A 21600-nucleotide genomic window follows, 5' to 3' on the forward strand; every position below is an offset into this window, starting at 1 on the left:
CGGCCCGCGCGAACGCCATTTGTGATGGCCTGGCGATCCGCCCCTCAGGTCCGCCTTCAGACGGCGATGGTTGGGCGGGGGTGGGTTGGGGTGGGTGGGGGGTTGTAGGTGTGCCAGGCCTTGGTGAGGCGGTGGACTGCTTCGGTGAGGGCTGTGGGGTGGGCTCGGAAGTGTAGGCGGATGTAGGGCTGGCTGTTGCCGGTTATGTCCAGGCCGGCGCCGGGGAGGATGGCCAGTCCGTTTCGCAGGGCTGTTTGGGCGAAGGACGTGCCGTCTCCGTAGGGGAGCTGAGCCCAGAGGCATTGGCCGCCTGTTACCGGTGGGACCTTCCAGGTGGGGAGGTGCTCGGTCAGCAGGGTGTGCAGGTGGTCGTGGCGGCTCTTGAGCGTTTCGTGGAGCTCTGGGGCGTCCAGGAGTGGCAGCAGGTGTACTGCGGCCAGCTGGGTCGGGACGTTGCCGCCTAGGTCGTGTACGGCGCGCAGCCGGGCCAGCCGGTTGATCAGCGGTGGTGCTGCGCGGACCCAGCCGATTCTCAGACCGCCCCAGATGCTCTTGCTGAGTGAGCCGATGGAGATCACCGTGTCGCCGTACGCCGCGATCGGTGTCATCGCCGGCTCACCGGGAAACGCGAGGTCGGCCGGCACCTCGTCCTCGATCAGCGGAACACCTGCCCCCGCAAGGCGTTGACGGGCCAGTGTGGACAGCACTGCGCCGGTCGGGTTGTGGTACGTCGGAATCACATACGCCAAGGCCGGCCGACGCTCTCGTACGGCCGTCTCGAAGCCGTCCAGTCCAACAGGCAGCCCGCGCAGTACTGCGCCCTGCTCCCGGAACACCTCCAGCGCTCCCGGGTACGTAGGCGCTTCGACGATCACCTGGTCGCCGGGAGATACCAGGGCGTGTGCCAGCAGTGAGAGAGCCTGCTGACCGCCGTTCGTGACCAGTACCTGTTCCATGCGTGTAGGCACGCCACGGGCCGTGTAGCGATCCGCCAGCGCCTGCCGTAGCGCCGGCAGGCCGTACGGGTAGTACCCGATGTCGTCAGTGATCTCCCCGAGCTCCGGGGCGATCCTCGCGAACGCCTCCGCCAGTTGCGGCGGCGGATCGCCTGGTGCGGCGCAGATGGCCAGCAGTACGTCGTCGTCGCGGGCCTCCAGCGAGTCCAGGAAGATGGGGTCGACCGGGGCCTCTTCCACCTGCGCATCGGTCGGTACGCCGGCCACCCGCGTACCGCTGCCCTGGCGGCGGGTGATCCGCCCTTCCGCCTGGAGCAGGTCGTACGCCGCGACCACCGTCGTACGGCCGACCGCGAGCGCACCGGCGAGCGCGCGGTCCGGTGGAAGGAGTACGCCGGGCGGGAGCTCGCCGTCGTCGATCAGCCGGCGCAGGCGGGACGCGAGCAACACGTACAGCGGGCCGCGGCCGGACGACCAGCGGCCCAATCGGTCAACCACCTCGATTGGTCTCATCTGCGAACCAATTCTGCCGGATTGGCTCTGCATCGGCCAGCGGTATCGCAGAACGATGGTGGGTATGCCGAACTTTCCGCGTCACCAGATCATGTCCCTGACCGCCGAACAGCCCCGGTACGAGCTGGGCGAGAGCTACGGGCCGGACCTCCGGCTCGCGGACCTGCTGACGCCGGAGCTGGCGGACTTGGAGCTCGGCTACGGTACGGCGGCCGGTGACGCGCGGCTGCGGAGCGCGATCGCCGAGCGGCACGGCGTACGGGCCGATCAGGTGGTCGTCACGGTCGGCGGCATGCACGGGATCTTCCTGCTCGCGTATCTGCTGGCGGGTGAGGTCGTGACGACGGCGCCCGAGTTCCCGATGACGCGGAGTGCATTCGAGACCGTGGGGGCATCGGTGCGGGTGGTGCCGGTCGGGTTCGACGACGGCTACCGGGTGACCGCCGAGGCGGTGCGGGCGCAGCTGACCTCGGAGACGAAGCTGGTCAGCTTGGCGACGCCGCAGAATCCGTCCGGTGTTGCGGTGCCGATGGCGGTTCTGCGGGAGATTCTCGCGGCGATGCAGGTGATCTGCCCGGACGCCTATCTGATGGTCGACGAGACCTATCGGACGGCGTCGTACGGCGACGAGCCGGTTGCGGAGACTGCTGTCGGGCTGGGGTCGCGGGTGGTGGTCGTTGCCTCGTTGTCCAAGTGTCATGGGGCGGCTGGGCTGCGGGTCGGGTGGGTGGTCAGCACGGACGACTCGTTGATCGAGCGGTTGGTGCCGGCGAAATTCGGGACTGTCGTGTCGGCCTCACCGGTGTGTGAGGCGCTGGCGGTACGAGTCTTTGCCGAGGAAACCGCCATCCTGAGCCACCGAAGGACCTGGCTTGAGGAGAACCTTCTGATTACCCAGGACTGGGTGCAAGCGAACGACGCCCTGGTGGAGTGGGTTCGGCCCTCGGCTGGGGCGTTGTGTGTGGTGCGGTTGAAGGCCGGGGTCGATCTTGGGAGGTTCAAGCGGGCGGCGGCGGAGATCGGCGTACGGCTGGCGGATGGCGACTGGTTCGGGGACGAGCCGCGGGTGTTCCGCCTGGGGTTCGGCTACCTGCCGGCCGCGGAGCTGAAGGTCGCGCTGGACGCGCTGCGCGAGGCGCTGGTCGCCGCGCGCTAGCCGCCGGGTGGTCGTGGTGAGCCAGGTCGTGGTCGTGCGTGCGCCGGTTGCCGGGCCAGACGCAGTGCGACGGGCTGTCCATGCGTCCCACTAGGCTTGCGGTGTGCCGGAGGCCTATGACCCGTTGACCGATCCTGCACCGGCGCACGACGTGCGGGCGGTGTTGCGGATCCGGGCGTTCCGGCGGCTGTGGATCGCGTTCGGGCTGTCGAGTCTGGGTGACTGGATCGGGCTGCTGGCGCTGACCGCGATGGCGAAGTCGTTCGCCGGCGACAACTACCAGCTGGCGAACTTCGCGATCGGTGGCGTGCTGTTCCTGCGGGTGCTGCCGGCGCTGGTGATGGGACCGGTGGCGGGCTGGGTCGCGGACCGGCTGGACCGGCGCTGGACGATGATCCTCGGCGACCTGGTCCGGGCCGCGTTCTTCGTCACGATCCCGATCGTGAACACGCTGACCTGGCTGCTGGTCGCGACCGTGCTGATCGAGATCGTCAGCCTGATCTGGGGCCCGGCCAAGGACGCCAGCGTGCCGAACCTGGTGCCCCGGCACCGGCTCGAGGCGGCGAACCAGCTCAGCCTGATCACCACGTACGGTTCCGCCCTCCCGGCCGCGGCGCTGTTCACCGCGATCACGCTGGTCACCCGCTGGGCCGGCGACTTCTCGATCGACCTTGCCATCTACGTGAACGCGGCAACCTTCGCGGTGTCCGCGTTCGCGATCGTGTCGGTCGCCGAGATCGGCCGCGCGGTACATGACCACGAGGACCACCCGACGCTGTGGCGGACGATGGTCGAGGGCTGGTCGTACGTCACCGGCACGCCGGTGGTCCGCGGGCTGGTGGTCGGGATCTCCGGGGCGTTCGCGGCGGGCGCGGTGGTGGTCGGCCTCGGCCGGACGTACGTCGAGGACCTCGGCGCCGGCGACCCCGGGTACGGCCTGCTCTTCGGCGCGGTGTTCGGCGGTCTCGCGCTCGGGATGGGGTTCGGGCCGCGGATCTTCTCCGGGCTGTCCCGGCGCCGGCTGTTCGCGGCCGGGCTGGTCGGGTCCGGGATCTGCCTGGCCGGGCTGGCGTTGATCCAGCAGATCGAGATCGCCACGATGATCGCGATCCTGCTCGGGTTCTGTGCGGGCGGCTCGTGGGTCTCGGGGTACACGCTGCTCGGTCTCGAGGTGCCGGACGCGGTCCGTGGCCGGACGTTCGCGTTCGTGCAGTCCGCGGTCCGTACGGTGCTCGCGGTCACGCTGGCGATCGCGCCGTTCGTGGCGGGTGCGATCGGCCGGCACACCTGGACGATCGCCGGCCACTCGGCGACGTACAACGGCGCCTCGATGACGATGGTGATCGCCGCGGTGGTGGCAGGCGTGATCGGCCTGCTCGCGTGGCGGCAGATGGACGACCGGCCGGGGGTGCCGTTCTGGCGGGACGTACGGCGCAGTTTCGGCAAGACCCGTGGTGACTATCCGACCACCGGGTTGTTCATCGCGCTCGAGGGTGGCGAGGGTGCGGGCAAGTCGACGCAGTCGGCGTTGCTGGTGAAGTGGCTGGAGGAGCAGGGGCAACAGGTGCTGCTGACTCGCGAGCCCGGTGCGACCGAGCTCGGCAAGACCCTGCGCCAGATCGTCCTCGACCCGGCCACCGGCGACATCTCGCACCGCGCCGAGGCCCTGCTGTACGCCGCCGACAAGGCCGAGCACGTCGACTCGGTGATCAAACCGGCGCTGAAGGCAGGCGCGGTCGTGATCACCGACCGGTACGTCGACTCCGCGCTGGCGTACCAGGGATCCGGCCGTGATCTCGACGTGTCCGACGTCGAGCGGGTGAACCGTTGGGCGACCAACGATCTCCGGCCGAACCTGACGATCCTGCTCGACCTGCCGCCGAAGAGCGGCCTCGGCAGGTTCAAGGAACGGGACCGGATCGAGGCGCAGGGCGACGAGTTCCACGAGCGCGTCCGGCACGCGTTCCTCGAACTGGCCGCCGCCGAGCCGCAGCACTACCTGGTCCTGGACGCGTCCCAGGACCGCGAGGAGATCGCCCGGCAGATCCGCGCGCGGCTGCAACCAATGCTCCCGAAGGTGGGCCTATGACAGTACTGATGCCGCGACTCCGTCGCGGCGGGTCCCGGGGCTGTTGCTCCCGGTCTTCCCTCGTCGCTCTGGTCGCTTCGCTCCCGCCGCTCCTCAGTCCAGACCGGGAGGCCCCGTGACCGGTTGGGACGACCTGGTCGGGCAGGAGCCCGCGGTCGCCGTACTGCGTCGTGCCGTGGACGGAGCATCCGCAGTACTGCGTGGTGAATCCGGTGCGGCCGTCGCCGGGATGACACACGCCTGGCTGATCACCGGACCGCCCGGGTCCGGCCGGTCGAACGCAGGCCGTGCGTTCGCCGCGGCGTTGCAGTGCGCGGACAACGGCTGCGGCCAGTGCAACGACTGCCGTACGGCGCTCAGCGGGGCGCATCCGGACGTGTCGCTGATTCGTACGGAGCTGTTGTCGATCCGGGTCAGCGAGGTGCGCGAGCTGGTCCGGCGGGCCGCGATGAGCCCGACGCAGGGCCGCTGGCAGGTGATGGTCGTCGAGGATGCGGACCGGCTGACCGAACAGGCCGCGGACGCGTTGCTGAAGAGCGTCGAGGAGCCCGCGCCGCGGACCGTCTGGGTACTGTGCGCGCCGACCGTCGAGGACGTCGTACCGACGATCCGTTCGCGCTGCCGCCTGCTGGTGCTGCGCACGCCTCCGGTCACGGCGGTCGCGGAGATGCTGAGCGCGACGCTGGGCGTCGACGCCGACCTGGCGTGGTTCGCGGCCCGGGCCGCGCAGGGGCACATCGGCCGGGCGCGGGCGCTCGCGCGGGACGCCGAAGTACGGGACCGGCGGACCCGGGTGCTGGAGGTGCCGTTCTCGTTGCGCGACCTCGGCGCCTGTCTGAAGGCGGCGCAGCAGCTCGTCGACGCGGCCAAGGAAGAGGCCAAGGCCAGCGCGGAGAAGGTCGACGAGAAGGAGCGCGCCGCCCTCGAACAGGCGCTCGGCGTCGGCACGAAGGGCGCCAAGCCGCGCGAGGCGAACGCGGCGCTGAAGGAGCTCGAGGACCAGCAGAAGGCTCGCGCGAAACGCTGGGAGCGCGACGTCCTGGACCGGTCGCTGGTCGACCTGATGGCGCTGTACCGGGACGTGCTCGTGGTGCAGACCCGGTCCGGCAGCGACCTGATCAACGCGGAGCTGCAGCGCAACATCGAGCAGCTCGGGGCGCGGACGACCCCCGAGCAGACGGTACGGCGGATCGACGCGATCGCGATGTGCCGCGAGGCGATCGAGGCGAACGTCGCGCCGCTGGTCGCGCTCGAGGCGATGACCGTGTCGCTGTTCGAAGGGCGTAGTGACGGATTCAACATTCCGCGCCGAGTGCTCCGCTGAGGTGTGATTCACGTCCGATAACTGGGCAGGCGGTGTAACACCGAGACCAGTGGGTCCGATGACTGGGTGTCCGGGCGATGTGCCCGGCGCCTTCCCGAACGGACCGTGATGAACCAGCCGCCCTCCCCGATCCAGCCTGCGCGGCAGCCGCTGCCGTCGGCTGAGTCCTGGCTGGAGGGCATCCCGGACCCGGTCCGGCAACGGCAGGACGGGTACGCGATCGCGGCCTTCGCGGTCAGCCTGCCCGGGCTGGTGCCGTTCGCGGTACTGCTGGCCGCGATCGCGCTGCGCCGGATCAAGCGCCTCGGCGGGCATGGCAAGCGGCTCGCGTACGCCGCGTTGCTGGTCTCCTTGTGCTGGGTGCTGGCCATCGGCACCGCGGTCACGCTCAACCTGGTCGCCGAACACCGCCGCGGGATCGGCCGCACCGTGTCGATCTCGCAGGTCGGCGTGGGCCGCTGCTTCGACGCGGACCTGGAGTCGGACGCGCTGCGGGTCGTACGGATCGCGGACTGCGCGCAGGCGCACACCGGCGAGGCGTACGCGAAGGTCCAGGCGGCGCTGGTCGGGTTGACCGCCGCGCAGACCGGGGCCGCGGCCACCGACCAGTGCGCCGGGGCGTTCGTCGACTTCGTGGGGAAGCCCTACGAGCACTCCGAGCTCGACATGTACTACGTGGTGCTGGAGAACCGCGAGGTTGCTGACGGCAACGTCCTCTGTCTCTTGGGGATGCCAGGAACCCACCTGACCGGTACGATGCGCGGAGCGCAACGTTAGCTCTGGCGCTCGCTGGGGATTGTGGGGGACGACGTGACTCAGCCACCTTTCGAGCCACCTCCGGACGCGGACCGGCCGCAGGACACTCCGCACGATCCGACTCGAGTGTTTCCGAGGTACGGACGGCCGGAAGAGCAGTCCGGTACGTCGTGGGCGGCGCCGGGACAGTCGCCGTACGGGCAGGCCGGGCCGGGAGCGTACGGACCCCCGCCGCCGTACGGGCAGACGCCGTACGGGAACGGGTACGGGCCGGGGCAGTATCCGTCGCCGTACGGGCAGCCGCCGGCGGCGTACGGGTACGGGTACTCGGGTGATTCCGGTGGGCAGAACGGGCTGGCGGTCGCAGCGCTCGCCTGCGCGCTCGGCGGCATCTTCATCGGCCTGTCCGCACCGGTCGCCGTCGTACTCGGCATCATCGCGCTCGTCCAACTCGGCCGCCGCCCGCAAGCCGGCAAGGGTATGGCGATCGCCGGCGTGGTGATCGGTTCGCTGGTGACGATCGGGTACATCGCGGTGATCGGGCTGCTGATCGCGTTCGCGTCCTCCGGCACCGACGACTCCGGCGCACCGGACCCGAGTTCGAACAGTGCGTACATCGACGAGCTGATGATCGGCGAATGCTTCGACGACACCAACGTCGACGACGAGGTCGAGCGCCGCGCCTGCCCGGAAGCCCACGACGCCGAACTGATCGCGATCGTCTCGCTGCCCGACGGCACGTACCCGGGCGACAAGGCCATCGACAAGGACGCCGACCAGGCCTGTACGCGGCCCTTCGGCAGCTACGTCGGCAAGTCCCGCGACGAGTCCGAGCTCTACCTGAACTGGTTGACGCCGGACAAGTACACCTGGGACTCCGGCGACCGCCGCGTCTTCTGCGTCGCGTACGGCCCCGGCAACCAGAAGCTCACCGGGACGGTGAAGAACAGCCACCGCTGAGGCATTTGCCCAGGGCAACCCTCCCGAACCGGTACGATGCGCGAAACACAGCACATGGGAGCAGCGTGACTCAGCCACCGTACGGCGCGGACCCGAACCGACCCCAGGACCGCCCGCAAGACGCGACCACCCCTCTCCCCGTGCAGTCCCAACAACCCTGGACCGCCCCCGGCCAGCCCGCTCCCACCCAAGGCACGTACGGCCAACCGCAATACGGGCAGACCCAGCCGCAGTACGGTCAGGCGCAGCCGCAGTACGGCCAGGCGCAGCCGCAGTACGGCCAGCAGGCTGGCTACGGTCAGTCGGCCCAGCCGCAGTACGCCCAGCCGTACGGCCAACCGCAGTACGGCCAAGCCCCGTACAGCCCCAGCGTCTACGGCGGCTACGGCTACACCGGTTCCCCCGGCACGAACGGCCTCGCCACCGCCTCCCTGATCTGCTCCCTGGCCGGCCTCCTGATCGGCCTGTCCGCCCCGGTAGGAATCGTCCTGGGCATCATCGCCCTCTCCCAGATCAAGAAACGCAACCAGGAAGGCAAGGGAATGGCCATAGCCGGCGTAATCGTCGGCTCAGTCCTGACCCTCGGAACCATCCTCCTGTTCCTCTTCCTGATAGTCCTAGGCACCACCACCAACTGACAGCCGCCCCGCACACGAACAGCAGCCCCGCGCCAGTCAGCCCCCGCGTGCTCCGCAGGCGCTAACCTCGTCGCTCCGCTCCTCACACGCGCCCGCTCCGCACGCCCCACCCACCCCCGGGCTGCCGCCCGGAGCATTTGCTTCCGGCTACCGCCGGGCAGGTTCCGGCTACCGCCGTGGAAGTTCCGGCTACCGCCGGGGTTCGCGGCTGGCGCCGCGGTGTTGCCGGCTGCCGCCGGCTTGTTGCGAGCTGCCGCTCGCGGGTGAAAGCTAGGTCGCCGTTCGAGGAAGAGGCCAACCCTTGTGACGGGAATGCTGATCCTGGTGGAACTGCTCGTCCGGCACCCATGCACGTCCGACCGGTAGATGCCGGTTGAGAGTGGCTCGTACGGCGCTCGATGAGTTCAGGCCTCGTCGTCGCAGGACTGCTCGCGCCGGCGGTGGTGGTCGCTCGCGAGCGCCAGCTCGCAAAAAGAGCCGGCGGCAGCCGGCAACACCGCGGCGCCAGCCGCAACCCGCGGCGCCAGCCGCAACCCGCGGCGCCAGCCGCAAACACCCGGCGGTAGCCGGAGGTTGATGGGCCGGGCGCTAGCCCGGGGGTGGGTGGGGTGCGTGGAGCGGGCGCGTGTGAGGAGCGGAGCGACGAGGTTAGCGCCTGCGGAGCGCGCGCAGGGTTGCTTGTCGGGCTGCGGAGCGCGCGCGGGGCTGCTTGTACGCGGGGGTCTGCAAGTAGTCTGGCGGCGTGGGTATGGTGATGGCGGTGTCGTTCGAGCGGTACGGGCGGCTTTATTACCTTGATCCGGGGGAGTTTCGGCCTCGGGTGGGGGACAAGGTGCTGGTGCCTACCGATGACGGGCCTGAGGTTGCTGAGTGTGTTTGGGCGCCGCAGTTCGTGACCGAGGAGGTCGGCGGGCTGCCGTTGTGTGCCGGGATCGCGAGTACGGCCGATCTGGAGCGGGACGAGCAGAACCGGCAGCGGCGGGCGGATGCCCGGGTGATCGCGAAGCGGACGATCCGCCAGCACGGGTTGCCGATGAAGGTGGTCGGGATCGACTTCGTCGACCGGCGGGCGGATATCGACCAGTTGGTGATCGTGTACTTCTCGGCGCCGCACCGGGTGGACTTCCGGGAGCTGGTACGGGATCTGGCGCGGGCGTTGCGGGCGCGGATCGAGCTCAGGCAGGTCGGGGCGCGGGACGAGGCGCGGTTGCAGGGCGGGATCGGGCCGTGCGGGCGGGATCTGTGTTGTGCGACGTTCCTGAAGGACTTCGAGCCGGTCAGTGTGCGGATGGCGAAGGACCAGGACCTGCCGCTGAACCCGTTGAAGATCTCCGGTGCGTGCGGGCGGTTGATGTGCTGCCTGAAGTACGAGCACCCGCTGTACCAGGAGTTCAACGCGAAGGCCCCGGCGACCGGAACCGTGGTGGAGACCCCCGCGGGTGATGGAGTGGTGGTCGGGCACAACGTTCCGAGCGACACGGTGGTCGTCCGGCTGGCGGCTTCGGGCCGGCGTTGTGCGTGCAGCCGGGCGGACGTGTGTTCGCCGCGGCAGCAGTACGAGGCGTCGAGTACGACGACCCCGGACGCACCGCCCGTAGTACCCGGCAAAACGGCCCCGCCCGAGAAAACCCAGCCCGAGAACACGGCCCAGCACCAGGAAACGGCACCGGCCGAGGAAGAGCGCCGGCCGCGGAAGCCGCGGCGGCGTCGCCGGTTGCATCATGACGACGAGGGAGAAAGCCCGCAGTGAGATTCCGCAGGTCGACCGTACTGGTGGCAGCTCTTGCGGTGCTGGCGAGTGGGTGTGGGGTGGCGAGCCGCGCGCAGGGCGGCGGTGACGGTACGGCGCCGACCGTCGGCGGCAATCCGCCGAGCGGGCCGGTCGGGCCGATCCCGGCGGGGCTGGAGAAGTTCTACCAGCAGAAGCCGGACTGGGAACGCTGCGGTTCGAACCAGCAGTGCGCGACGATCCTCGTACCGCTGGACTACACGAAGCCGGCCGGGCAGACGATCGAGCTGCGGGCCCGCAAGGTGCTGGCGAAGGACCGCGGCGGCCGGATCGGGACGCTGTTCATCAACCCGGGCGGTCCGGGCGCGTCCGGGCAGGAGTTCGCCGCGCAGGCGCCGATGCTGTTCGGGGCGTCGTTGCTGCGGAAGTTCGACATCATCGGCTGGGACCCGCGGGGCGTGGGCGAATCGACGCCGGTGAAGTGCCTCGACACCGCGCAACTGGACGCGATGATCGCCGCGGACGGCAGCCCGGACACCCCGGCCGAGGTCGCGGACCTGGACCAGCAGTCGAAGACGTTCGCGGCCGGCTGCGAGAAGCAGTCCGGTGCGCTGCTGCCGCACGTGAACACCAAGGACGCGGCCCGCGACATCGACGTACTGCGCGGGATCGTCGGCGACCCGCAGCTGTACTACCTCGGCATGTCGTACGGCACGTACCTCGGGGCGACGTACGCCGAGGAGTTCCCGAAGAACGTCGGCCGGATGGTGCTGGACGGCGCCGTCGACCCGGCGATCTCGTCGGAGCAGATGGGGATCGCGCAGGCGAAGGGCTTCGACAAGGCGCTGGACGCGTTCGCGGAGGACTGCGCGCAGCGGTCCTGCAAACTTGGGAGCAGCAAGAACGAGGTACTCGCGAAGGTCGACCAGCTGATCAAGAACAGCGACGAGCACCCGTTGCCGGGTGACGGGCAGCGCCAGGTCACGCAGGCGCTGGTCGTGCTCGGCATCGTCTACCCGCTGTACCTGAAGGACTTCTGGCCGCGGCTCGAGGACGCGGTCGCCGACGGCCTGGCCGGGAACGGGGCGCGGCTGCTCGCGCTCGCCGACGAGTACACCGACCGCAAGCCGTCCGGGTACGCCGACAACTCCAACGAGGTGCAGATCGCGGTCAACTGCAGCGACCGGCCGGATGTCACCTCGATCGCGCAGATCCAGGCGAGCCTGCCGACGTTCAAGGCCGCGTCGCCGCGGTTCGGCGAGTTCATGGCCTGGTCGTCGACGGCGTGCATGAACTGGCCGGTGAAGCCGACGAACAAGCCGCACCCGATCAAGGCGGCCGGTTCGAAGCCGATCATGGTGCTCGGTACGACGCGGGACCCGGCGACGCCGTACGAGTGGGCCGTCGGGCTGGCGCACGAGCTGGAGAACGGCATCCTGGTGACGCGGGACGGCGACGGTCACACGGCGTACCTGTCCGGCAACGCCTGCGTGAAGAACGTCGTCGAGAGCTACCTCGTGCAAGGCAACACACCGGCCGCCGACATCAAGTGTTAGTTGGGGCGGTTGTTGCCCGGGTCGACCGGCACCTTGAGGGTGTCGACCGCGTGCTGGAGGACGGCGCGTAGGCCGGCCTCGTCCTGGGGGCGGCCGCCGACGGTGATCTCGACGGCTGACGTCTTGCCGCCGTCGAGCGAGATCCAGCGCGACAGGCCCATCCGCGGCCCGCGGGTCTTGTCGACGTAGGTGTAGACGAGCAGGCCGTTGTCGCGGCTCAGCACCTGCAGGTCCTGCTCGTCGATGCTGCGCTCGCGGTTCTTCACCAGCTGGTCCGGCGTCTGCTTGCTGCCCCGGGTGTCGAACCGGAGCTGCCAGACCCCGGTCGGGTCGAGGAACTTCGGCCGGGTACCGCTCTGGGCGCTCTTCCAGCCGGCCGGGACCTCCGCCGACACCGGGTCGTCGTCGGTGCCGAAGTTCTGCACGACGTACTGCAGGCCGTCGGCCTGGAGCCCGTCGCCGCGGGCCGGGGTGCTGGACGGAATCGGGCTGACGATGCCCACCGGCGTGTCGTGCGCTGTGAACGGGTTGCCGCCGTTGACGGCGACGACCGTGCCGAAGGCCACTACGCCGACGGTCATTCCCGCCAGCGTCATCAGCAGCGCCTGGTGCCTGGGCGTGAGCATCCCGACCTCGCTTCCCTCTCTCCGGGCCGATTATCCCCGACGAGAGGGGCGTCACCGCAAACCGCCGCGTACGCTGGCTCGTCGTGGAGATGTCGAACACCGCTTTTCAGCAGGCCCTGCAGCGATACGACGACGGTACGGCAGAACGCGCCGAGCTGAAGCTGCTCACCAAGGAACTGCTGAACCGCCTGGTCGTGAAGGCACCGGGGCACGCGGTGGAGGTACGGATTCCGCCGTACGGCGCCGTGCAGTGCATCGAAGGCCCGCGCCACACCCGCGGTACACCCGGAGCGGTGATCGAGATGCCGCCGGAGTTGTGGATCGACGTCGCGCTCGGCCGCGTGACCTGGGCAGAGGCCCGAATGACCGGCAAGCTCCGGGCCAGCGGCGAACGCACTGACCTGACCGAATTGCTGCCGCTGACGTGACAGGGCCGCGGCACTCCCCTGCAGTGCCGCGGCCCGAGTCGGGTTCGCCGAGGATCAGTGCGCCGAGGTCGACCAGATCGCCGTGCGGCCGTACACGATCACCAGCCGCCCGTCGTTCCGCATCTGCAGCACGGCGCCCTTACGGACGGTCTTGCTGGACCACAGCGGGCGCTTGGCCGCGCTGTAGACGACCAGGTTGCCGTCGGTCTGCATGACCGCGAACGCACCCTTGCTGACCGTCCGGGTCGACCAGACCGGCGTCTTGCCGTTCTTGACCATCACGAGGTTGCCGTCGGTCTGCATCTGCAGGCGGAACACCCGGCTCGTCGAGAACAGCATGTCGTACACCTGCAGCGCTCGGCCCGAGCCGAGCGTGCCGATCACCATGTGCCGGTACCAGACAGGCTTCTTGCGGCTGTTGTAGATGACCAGGTTGGAGTCGTCCTGGACGGCGAGGAAGGCGCCGGTGTTGCCGGCGGTGTTGCTAGCCCAGATCGTCGTCCGGCCGGAGACGACGACCAGGTTGCCGTCGCGCTTCATGATCAGGCTCGAGGCTTTGCGGTTCGTCACCGTGGCCCACAGCGCCGTGCGGCCCTTGTACAGCACCGCGTTGCCGTCGGTCTGCATGATGAGCGTGTACATGCCGTTCGACGAGCGCCGGTACTGGCCCGGCTTGAGGTACTCGCCGGACTTGAGCACGGCCGGGACGGCGGCGGTCGCCGTGCCCGCGGCCTGGGCCGTGGAAGGAACAAGCAGGGTGGCACCGGCGGCCGCGCCGACAGCGAGGGTGGCGAGCAGCCGGGTGCCGGCCGACTTGATCGAGATCATGCGGTTGTTCTCCGATTCCCGAGATTCGGCCGGGGTTTCCCCGGCCTCCGAGATTGACGCCCTGGGCAACCAATCGGTTGTCACGCTAGGACGCCCCCGGGTCGCTCCCGGATCCTTTCGATCCTGCTCGAAAGGGTGGCCGGAAATCAGGTTCGTCCTTACCGGTCGGACCTGTCACCATGGTGCGGTGAGTCTTCGTACCCGGCTGGCCCGGTTGCGGGTCGATCTGACCCCGTGGCGCGGTTCCCGCGACTTCCGGATCCTGCTGGTGGCCGGCTCGGTCTTCTTCCTCGGCGGCATGGTCGGGTACGTCGCGCTGCCGTACCAGCTGTACCAGCTGACCGGATCGAACTTCGCGGTCGGCGCGATGGGCCTGGTGACGATCGTCCCGCTGATCGTGTTCGGCCTGTACGGCGGTGCGCTCGCGGACCACGTGGAACGCCGGAAACTGCTGGTCGGGACCGGGATCGCCCAGGTGGTGATCTCCGCGCTGATGGTCGCGAACACCCTGCTCGCGCACCCGCAGGTGTGGCTGATCTACGTCTGCGGCGCGCTCAACGCCGTCGCCTCGTCGCTGCAGCGACCCTCGCGCGAAGCGCTCCTCCCGCGGGTGGTGAAGCACGAGGAGATCCCGGCCGCGGTCGCGCTGAGCTCACTGACCTCCCAGGTCGGGCAGTTGGCCGGCCCGGCGCTCGGTGGCGTCCTGGTCGGCTCGGTGGGCGTGACCTGGGCGTTCTCGGTCGAGCTGGCCGGGATCGTGTTCGCCACGCTGCTGTACGCCCGGCTCGGGTCGTACCGCTCACGCGAGCACACCACGGCGCCGAGCCTGCGCGCGATCGGCGGCGGGATCGTGTACGCGTTCCGCCGCAAGGACCTGCTGGCGACGTACCTGGTCGACATGGTCGGGATGTTCCTGGCGATGCCTATCGTGCTGTTCCCGGCGTTCGCGACGGACATCCTGAAGGAACCGAAGCTGCTCGGCCTGCTGTACAGCGCCGAGGCGATCGGCGCGATGTGCGCCTCGCTGACGAGCGGCTGGGCCAAACACGTGCACCACCAGGGCCGGGCCGTCGTACTCGCGACCATGGGCTGGGGCGCCGCGGTCGGGATCGCCGGGCTGGCGCCGAACATCTGGTTCGCCATCGGCTTCTTCGCGCTCGCCGGAGCCTGCGACATGGTCTCGGTGCTGTTCCGCTCGGTGATCTGGAACCAGACCATCCCGGACGAGATGCGCGGCCGGCTGGCCGGGATCGAGATGCTCGGCTACTCGCTCGGCCCACTCGGCGGTCAGGCCCGTTCCGGCCTGGTCGCCGACCTCACCACGGTCCGGACCGCGATCGTCAGCGGCGGCGCCCTGTGCGTCGTCGGGGTGATCGGGACCGCCGCGTGGCTGCGCGAGTTCTGGCGGTACGACGCCCGCACCGATGAACACGCCGTACGGGAAAGAGAGCTCCGGACCGCGGGCTAGGCTTCGGGGCATCATGCGTACCTTGATCGCCGCTGGCCTGGCTGTCGTACTGCTCGCTGGCTGCGGTGGTCCCGGGCAGGAGACTGCGCCGAGCGTCCCGCCGCTGGTGTCGGTGAGCTCGCTGGACACCCCGTCGGCGACCCCCTCGGATACGCCGACGCCGACCGCCTCGGCGACGCCCGCGGAGACCGTGTGCATGAAGCTGGATCAGGAGTTGGTCCGGACCACGCTCGCAGTGCCCGCGGTGGACGTCCAGACGAAGGCGACACCGACCGATTTCGGCATCCCGACGTACGACGTCTGTCAGCTGACGTTGAGCAACTTCCCGAACGGTCCGGTGCTGAACGTCGAGACCTCGGTGCTGCCGGCGACCGCGGCGACGCTGGCCGCGACGCAGAAGGCGTACAAGGGCGAGCCGGTGAAGCCGGTGGTGGTCGGTGACGGCGGCTACGGAGCCAGTACGTTCGTGGTCTTCTTGGTCGGGGGCAAGCTGTACAAGGTCGCCGGTCCGAAGGCCACGCTCGCGAAGTACGTCGTACTCGCGCAGGAGGTCGCGCAGCAGGCGGTGGACGTACCGACGGCGGACCCGGTGGTCACGCTCCCGGACTGCGACCGCGGGTCCTCCGCGGCGGAGAAGGTACTGGGCGCGCGGCCGACCGCGCGGCGCGACAGCGAGACGGCACAGGGCGACCCGGTCTGCGGTTGGATCACCGCGTCGGGCCTGCTGACCACCTCGGTACGGCACACGCCGCAGGCGAAGGCGTTGATCGCCCCGCTGAGCAAGGCCGCGACCTCGCAGTCGATCCCGTTCGGCGACGAAGGGTACGTCGACACGGCAACCGGCCGGACCACGATCCGGGTCGGCGACGACAAGCTGGTCGACTTCGTCCCCCTCCCGGCACGTGCGATCAACCCGGACGTGATGACCCAGTTCGCGCTCGCGATGGCATCGGTCTACACCCACTGAGCCTGGGTATCTGCGACCCGGTCGCGGGTGTTAGGGTGGCCGCGCCGTGGTGTTCGGGAAGCCGGTGCGATACCGGCGCGGCCCTCGCCACTGTGATCGGGATGTGCACCAGTCGGCTCGCGAGAGGACCACTGGCCGCGTGCGGCTGGGAAGGTCAGACCGGTGGACGCGGTACCCGTCAGCCAGGAGACCGGCCACGGCGCTGACCCGTCCACGAGGTGCTGGAGGAGCGGTCCGCCCATGGCCGTCGTACGTGTGTTCGCTGTTGCCTTGTCGTTGACCCTGCTGGCCGGCTGCGCGCCGTCCGCCGCCGAGAGTTCTCCCGGCGAGGCTGTGGTGAAGAACTGCGGGATCGAGGTCTCCGCCGACAAGCCGCCCGAGCGGGTGTTCGCTGCGTACCAGCCGGCGATCGAGCTGGCCCACGCGCTGGGGATCTCGGACCGCCTGGTCGGTACGGCGTACCTGGACGCCCAGGTGCTGCCGGAGTACGCGGCCGCGCAGTCGAAGGCGAAGTACTTCAAGAACCTGCCGAGCCGCGAGGAACTGCTCAGCCTGAATCCGGATTTCGTGCTGTCCGGCTTCAACGACGTGTTCAGCGCGGCCGGCAGCGACGCGAGCTTCGGCAGCCGGCAGAGCCTCGCCGACCTCGGCGTCCGGACCTGGATCTTCAGCCCGCTGTGCCCGACCGCGGACGGCAAGGGCGACGAGGCGATCGACCCGTCGACGGTGTCGATGGACAACGTGTACGCCGACCTGCGCGATCTCGGCCGGCTGTTCGGCGTCGAGGACCGCGCCGAGCAGGTGATCGCCGACCAGAAACGCCGGATCGCCGCCGTCGCGGAGGCGGTCAAGGATACGCCGCGGCCGACCGTCGCGATCGTCCGGCCGGGGCTCGAGGGCGGCGGGATGACGGTGTCCGGCGGCCCGGATTTCGGCACCGTACTGATCCGGCAGGCCGGTGGCGTGAACGCGTTCGCCGACCTGACCTCGAAGCGGAACGTGAAGATCAGCGTCGAGGAGTTCATCAGGCGGGACCCGGACTACGTACTGATCAGCGGCTGCTGCGACGCGTCGCTGACGCCGGCGGCCGCCCAGCCGGACGTCGACAGGATGCTCGCCAACCCGGCGTTCGCGAACCTCAAGGCGGTGCGTTCGAAGCATGTGATCCCGTGGCTGTTCGCGAACCACTCGGCCGGCGTCCGGGGCGCGTACACGACCGAGAACCTCGGCCACCTCCTGCATCCCGACCTGGTGAAGTGAAACGGGCTGCGGGCCTCGTCGGCCTGCTCGCGGTCGTGGTCGTGCTGTCGATGTGCGTCGGCAACCAGTGGATCGGACCTGGCGAGGTGTACCGAGCGTTCGCGGACTTCAGCGGGAGCGACACCGATCGAGTGGTCCGGTACCTGCGATTGCCGCGGACGGTCGCCGGGCTGCTCGTCGGCGCCGCACTCGGACTGTCCGGCGCGGTCATGCAGGGCGTCACCCGGAACCCGCTGGCCGACCCCGGGATCCTCGGCGTGAACGCCGGCGCCGCGGTCGCGGTCGTCGCGGCGATCGGGGTGTTCGGCGTCCACAGTCTGACGGGGTACGTCTGGTTCGCGCTGGGCGGCGCGCTGGTCGCGACGGTCGTCGTGTACCTGATCGGCGGCGCGGCGCCGGTGAAGCTGGCGCTGGCCGGGGCAGCGATCTCCGCGTTGCTCGGCTCGCTCACGTCGGTCGCGACGCTGACGGACCTCTCCACGCTGAACGAGTACCGGTTCTGGGTGGTCGGGTCGTTGTCGCTCGCCTCCGGCTCCGTCGTCGCGCAGGCCGTACCGTTCGTTGCCGTCGGCACCTGTCTTGCGCTGGTGCTCGGCCGGTCGCTGAACCAGCTCGCGCTCGGCGAGGACCTCGCCCGCGCGCTCGGCACCCGGGTGCTGCTGGTCCGCGTACTCGCCGGCCTGGCCGTGGTCGTTCTCGCCGGTACGGCGACCGCGATCGCGGGGCCGATCGGGTTCCTCGGGCTCGCCGTACCGCACGTCGCGCGGCTGCTCCTGGGGCCCGACCAGCGCCGGATCCTCCCGTTGTCGATGCTGCTCGCCCCGGCGGTACTGCTGTTGGCCGACGTTGTCGGACGGTTCGTCGCTCGGCCGGCCGAGCTGCAGGTCGGGATCGTCACCGCGATCGTCGGCGCCCCGCTGTTCATCGCGCTGGTTCGGCGCCGGCGGACGGCCGCGCTGTGAAGGGCTTCGCGGTCGCGACGGCCGCCTGGTTGTGCACATTGGTGGTCGGAGCCTTCGCGTTGACCCAGGGCGACTTCGCGTTGTCCCTGGCCGACGTACTGCGAACGCTCGCGGGGCACGGGACGTTGATCACGTACGACGTGGTCGTCGGCAATCGGCTGCCGCGTGTGTTGGTCGGGATCGGCGTCGGTACGGCGTTCGCGGTGTCCGGCGCGATCTTCCAACGGCTGGCGCGGAACCCGCTGGTGAGCCCGGACCTGATCGGCATCAACGCCGGCGCGGCGCTGGCCGCGGTCCTGATGATCACCGTCCTCGGCAGCGGGTGGATCCCGTTCGGAGCCCTGCTCGGGTCGTTGCTGGCGGCAATCAGTGTGTACCTGCTCGCGTATCGGGACGGGATCGCGGGCCACCGGTTGGTGCTCGTCGGGATCGGCGTGACCGCGATCATCGGGTCGTTGACGGCGTACCTGCTGACGCTCGCGGACATCTACACCGCGAAGAGTGCGTCGATGTGGCTGGCCGGGAGTCTTGCCGGGCGGTCGTGGTCGGACGTCGTTCTGGTCGGCGGGACGGTCGGCGTTGGGCTGCCGGCGGCGGTTGTGTTGACGCGGCAGCTGCGGTTGCTCGAGCTCGGAGACGACGTCGCGCGGGCGTTGGGAGTGCGGGTCGAGCTGGCGCGTGGTGCGTTGATCGCGCTCGGCGTGGGGCTCGCGGCGTTCGCGACGGCGGCGGCCGGGCCGATCGGGTTCGTGGCGTTGGTGGCGCCGCAGTTGGCTCCACGGCGTACCGGACTGCTTGTCCCAGGAGCGATCGGGGCGTTGCTCGTGGTTGCGTCCGACTTGATCGCGCGGACCGTGGTGGCGCCGACGGTGCTGCCGGTCGGTGTGGTGACGGCGTTTCTCGGTGCGCCGTACCTGCTGTACCTGCTCAGCAGACCTTCGCGATCGTGGCGATCGCTTCGGTGATCTCGGTCGGGGTGCGGGCGGCGTACCCGAGGACCAGACCGGGCGCGTGCGGGAGCTGGCAGTGCCAGGAGAGCGGGTGACACTTCACGCCTTGTTGCAGCGCGGCGGCGGCCAGCGTCGTGTCGTCGCCCTCGTCGAACGTGATGGTCAGGTGCAGGCCCGCGGCGGCGCCGTGGATGGTTGCGGTGGGCAAGTGGTTGCGGATCGCGGTGACCATCGCGTCGCGGCGGGTCCGATGCCGGCGGCGGAGGAACCGCAGCTGGCGTTCGAGTTCGCCGGACTCCATCAGTTGCGCGAGGGTCAGCTGCGGGAGAGCCGCGTTGCCGAGGTCGGCGAGGCGCTTGCGGCCGATGAGTTCGTCCTTGTACTGCGGGGGTGCCAGCATCCAGCCGATCCGCAGCGCGGGCGCCAGCAGCTTGGAGACGCTGCCGACGTAGATCACCTGGTCCGGGAGCATCGCGCGGAGTGCGGGGACCGGCGGGCGGTCGTACCGGTGCTCGGCGTCGTAGTCGTCCTCGATCACCAGCCCGCCGTCGGTGGCCCACTGGACGAGTTCGCGCCGGCGTTCGCCGTCGAGGACCGTTCCGGTCGGGAAGTGGTGGGCCGGTGTCGCCATCACCACGGACGCGCCGGACTTCCGCAGTACGTCGACCTGCAGGCCGCGCTCGTCGACCGGGATCGGCGGCGTCCGCATGCCCCAGCCCTGCAGGTGCTGGCGGGATCCGAGCGAGCCGGGATCCTCGACGGCGATCTCGTCGACACCGTGCCGGCCGAGCAGTTGCGCGACCATCGCGATCGCCTGAGCGACACCGGCGACGATGATCAGGTCCTCCGGGTCGGCCGCGATCCCGCGGTACTGCGCCAGCCACCCGGCCACCGCCCGCCGGAGCGCCGGGGTCCCGGCCGGGTCGCCGTACCCGAACTCGGCCGCCTCCAGGTCTGTCAGCACCGCCCGCTCGGCCCGCAACCAGGCCGTTCGGGGGAAGGCAGCCAGGTCCGGCACGCCAGGGGTCAGATCGATCCGGGCCGGGGCGGACCGGAGGTTGTCGAAGATGTCGAGGTCCGGTACCGAACGACAGGAGGTGTCCGCGGTTCGGCCCGCTGCGTCGGTCGCGCCAGGCGGGCGAGGCGGTGTACGTAGACGACTACGTCCTGTCGTTCGGTTCGCCAGCGGGACGGCAACCACGATCGTCCCGGCTCGCCCCCGCCCGGCGAGGTGGCCGTCCTCGGTCAGCCGTTGGTACGACTCGGTGACCACGCCGCGGGAGATGCCCAGGTCCGCGGCCAGGGTGCGGGTCGACGGCAGCCGCGCGCCGACCGGCAGATGGCCCATCGAGATTGCGGTCCGGAGGCGGTCGGTCAGCCAGTCGGCGAGCCCGCCGGCCGGTGCCTCGGCCGGGTCGAGCTGCAGGAAGTCCGATCCTTTGGACCGGCCACTTATCCCTGAATTGGACCTGTTCACAGGACCATTGTGGCGCGACCGTTGAGGTATGGGAACCGACTACGTCCACGGCTACACCCCGGCGGAGACCCGCCGCCTGACCGACCAGGCCGGTACGCTCGCCGACCTGCTGCACGGCGGTACGACGTACCCACCTGGCAGCCGCGTCCTCGAGGCAGGTTGTGGGGTCGGCGCGCAGACCGTCCAGCTCGTTACCCGGAGCCCGGCCATCGAACTCGTGTCGATCGACATCTCCGAGGAATCGCTCGCGCAGGCCAAGGCCCGCGTCGCCGCGCTCGCCGAGGTCGATTTCCGGCTGCTGGATCTCCACGAGCTGCCGGACAAGAAGTTCGACCACGTCTTCGTCTGCTTCGTCCTCGAACACCTCGCCGATCCGGTCGCCGCGCTGGTTCGGTTGCGCGGTCTGCTGAAGCCGGGCGGCACGATCACCGTCATCGAGGGCGACCACGGGTCCGCGTTCTTCCATCCGCGGAGCCCGCGGGCGCAGGCCGTCATCGACTGCCTCGTCGACCTGCAGGCCGCCGCGGGCGGTGACTCGCTGATCGGGCGCCGCCTCCAGCCGTTGCTCGAACAGGCCGGGTACGCCGACGTACGGGCCGAGCCGCGGACCGTGTACGCCGACCAGAACCTGCCGCACCTCGTCGACGGGTTCACCCGCAAGACCTTCATCGCGATGGTCGAGTCCGTCCGCGAACGCGCCGTCGCCGCAGGCCTCCTGACCGCTGCCGAATGGGCCGCCGGCATTCGCGACCTGTCGAGATCCGCCGAGCCCGGCGGCACCTTTCACTACACGTTCTTCAAGGGAGTGGGCCGGACATGATTGCCTTCCTGATCCTGATCGCCGTGATCTGCGGTGCGTTGAACCGGAACCGGCGCCGCCAGCTCCGGGCCACCGTCGGCGCCCCGGTCGACCGCGATCTGCAACGATTGGTCGACGATCTCAGGGCGCGTTCATGA

20 protein-coding genes and 1 riboswitch are annotated in these 21600 nt (G+C 69.9%); of the genes, 16 read left to right on the forward strand and 4 right to left on the reverse strand.

Features of this window, described 5'->3' with window-relative positions:
- Positions 1-56: 56 nt before the first annotated feature.
- Entirely contained in the window at positions 57-1469 is a 1413-nt protein-coding gene (locus tag ACFYRU_RS13840; protein WP_387657412.1) for a PLP-dependent aminotransferase family protein, read from the reverse strand.
- 64 nt (positions 1470-1533) lie between these two features.
- On the opposite strand from ACFYRU_RS13840, the gene ACFYRU_RS13845 reads away from it, so the two are divergent.
- The 8 genes from ACFYRU_RS13845 to ACFYRU_RS13880 all read left to right on the forward strand — a co-directional run bounded on the left by ACFYRU_RS13845 (position 1534) and on the right by ACFYRU_RS13880 (position 11677).
- Positions 1534-2625: a pyridoxal phosphate-dependent aminotransferase gene (locus tag ACFYRU_RS13845; protein ID WP_387657415.1), complete on the forward strand. Its 1092-nt coding sequence runs from the start codon at positions 1534-1536 to the stop codon at positions 2623-2625.
- 103 nt (positions 2626-2728) lie between these two features.
- Positions 2729-4714 carry a dTMP kinase gene (gene tmk / locus ACFYRU_RS13850; RefSeq protein ID WP_387657418.1) on the forward strand — a complete coding sequence of 662 codons (1986 nt, stop codon included), beginning with the start codon at positions 2729-2731 and terminating at the stop codon, positions 4712-4714.
- Positions 4715-4829: 115 nt separating this feature from the next.
- Positions 4830-6038, forward strand: coding sequence for a DNA polymerase III subunit delta' (locus ACFYRU_RS13855; protein ID WP_387657421.1), 1209 nt, complete (start codon positions 4830-4832; stop codon positions 6036-6038).
- Positions 6039-6146: 108 nt separating this feature from the next.
- Positions 6147-6815 carry a DUF4190 domain-containing protein gene (locus ACFYRU_RS13860; RefSeq protein ID WP_387657424.1) on the forward strand — a complete coding sequence of 223 codons (669 nt, stop codon included), beginning with the start codon at positions 6147-6149 and terminating at the stop codon, positions 6813-6815.
- A gap of 33 nt (positions 6816-6848) precedes the next feature.
- On the forward strand, positions 6849-7754 hold the full coding sequence (locus ACFYRU_RS13865) for a DUF4190 domain-containing protein (protein WP_387657426.1): 906 nt from the start codon (positions 6849-6851) through the stop codon (positions 7752-7754).
- 65 nt (positions 7755-7819) lie between these two features.
- Complete coding sequence (locus tag ACFYRU_RS13870; protein WP_387657429.1) at positions 7820-8392, forward strand: DUF4190 domain-containing protein; 573 nt, start codon at positions 7820-7822, stop codon at positions 8390-8392.
- Positions 8393-9140: 748 nt separating this feature from the next.
- Positions 9141-10142: a stage 0 sporulation family protein gene (locus ACFYRU_RS13875; protein ID WP_387658123.1), complete on the forward strand. Its 1002-nt coding sequence runs from the start codon at positions 9141-9143 to the stop codon at positions 10140-10142.
- Positions 10139-11677 (forward strand): alpha/beta hydrolase, encoded by a 1539-nt coding sequence (locus ACFYRU_RS13880; protein WP_387657432.1) that lies wholly within the window; start codon positions 10139-10141, stop codon positions 11675-11677. The genes ACFYRU_RS13875 and ACFYRU_RS13880 overlap by 4 nt, the downstream gene beginning before the upstream one ends.
- Here ACFYRU_RS13880 and ACFYRU_RS13885 read toward each other — a convergent pair.
- A complete protein-coding gene (locus ACFYRU_RS13885) occupies positions 11674-12303 on the reverse strand; it encodes a hypothetical protein (protein WP_387657435.1) in 630 nt (209 codons plus the stop codon). The two genes, ACFYRU_RS13880 and ACFYRU_RS13885, sit on opposite strands and share 4 nt — an antisense overlap.
- 89 nt (positions 12304-12392) lie before the next feature.
- Between ACFYRU_RS13885 and ACFYRU_RS13890 the strand changes: the two genes are divergently transcribed.
- Positions 12393-12731, forward strand: coding sequence for a sterol carrier family protein (locus ACFYRU_RS13890; protein ID WP_387658125.1), 339 nt, complete (start codon positions 12393-12395; stop codon positions 12729-12731).
- Positions 12732-12785: 54 nt separating this feature from the next.
- On the opposite strand, the gene ACFYRU_RS13895 is transcribed toward ACFYRU_RS13890, so the two are convergent.
- A complete protein-coding gene (locus ACFYRU_RS13895) occupies positions 12786-13559 on the reverse strand; it encodes a hypothetical protein (RefSeq protein ID WP_387657437.1) in 774 nt (257 codons plus the stop codon).
- Positions 13560-13746: 187 nt separating this feature from the next.
- Here ACFYRU_RS13895 and ACFYRU_RS13900 point away from each other — a divergent pair, with 187 nt between their 5' ends.
- The 5 genes from ACFYRU_RS13900 to ACFYRU_RS13920 all read left to right on the forward strand — a co-directional run bounded on the left by ACFYRU_RS13900 (position 13747) and on the right by ACFYRU_RS13920 (position 19181).
- Positions 13747-15027 (forward strand): MFS transporter, encoded by a 1281-nt coding sequence (locus ACFYRU_RS13900; RefSeq protein ID WP_387657440.1) that lies wholly within the window; start codon positions 13747-13749, stop codon positions 15025-15027.
- Between the two features lie 13 nt (positions 15028-15040).
- A complete protein-coding gene (locus tag ACFYRU_RS13905) occupies positions 15041-15994 on the forward strand; it encodes a hypothetical protein (RefSeq protein ID WP_387657442.1) in 954 nt (317 codons plus the stop codon).
- A gap of 30 nt (positions 15995-16024) precedes the next feature.
- Positions 16025-16208, forward strand: a riboswitch (cobalamin riboswitch).
- A 26-nt stretch (positions 16209-16234) separates the two neighbouring features.
- The gene (locus tag ACFYRU_RS13910) at positions 16235-17254 is read left to right on the forward strand and encodes an ABC transporter substrate-binding protein (protein WP_387657445.1); all 1020 of its coding nucleotides are present in this window, start codon (positions 16235-16237) and stop codon (positions 17252-17254) included.
- Positions 17251-18216 carry a FecCD family ABC transporter permease gene (locus tag ACFYRU_RS13915; protein WP_387657447.1) on the forward strand — a complete coding sequence of 322 codons (966 nt, stop codon included), beginning with the start codon at positions 17251-17253 and terminating at the stop codon, positions 18214-18216. The genes ACFYRU_RS13910 and ACFYRU_RS13915 overlap by 4 nt, the downstream gene beginning before the upstream one ends.
- Positions 18213-19181, forward strand: coding sequence for a FecCD family ABC transporter permease (locus tag ACFYRU_RS13920; protein ID WP_387657450.1), 969 nt, complete (start codon positions 18213-18215; stop codon positions 19179-19181). Before ACFYRU_RS13915 ends, ACFYRU_RS13920 begins: the two co-directional genes overlap by 4 nt.
- Here the strand turns inward: ACFYRU_RS13920 and ACFYRU_RS13925 are convergent.
- Positions 19144-20643, reverse strand: coding sequence for a PLP-dependent aminotransferase family protein (locus tag ACFYRU_RS13925; RefSeq protein ID WP_387657452.1), 1500 nt, complete (start codon positions 20641-20643; stop codon positions 19144-19146). The genes ACFYRU_RS13920 and ACFYRU_RS13925 overlap by 38 nt on opposite strands.
- Positions 20644-20671: 28 nt before the next feature.
- Between ACFYRU_RS13925 and ACFYRU_RS13930 the strand changes: the two genes are divergently transcribed.
- Positions 20672-21463: a methyltransferase gene (locus ACFYRU_RS13930; RefSeq protein WP_387657455.1), complete on the forward strand. Its 792-nt coding sequence runs from the start codon at positions 20672-20674 to the stop codon at positions 21461-21463.
- Positions 21460-21600, forward strand: a complete 141-nt coding sequence (locus ACFYRU_RS13935) for a hypothetical protein (protein WP_387657457.1) — start codon at positions 21460-21462, stop codon at positions 21598-21600. Before ACFYRU_RS13930 ends, ACFYRU_RS13935 begins: the two co-directional genes overlap by 4 nt.

It is taken from the genome of Kribbella sp. NPDC004536 (assembly GCF_042873835.1).
Lineage (GTDB): Bacteria > Actinomycetota > Actinomycetes > Propionibacteriales > Kribbellaceae > Kribbella.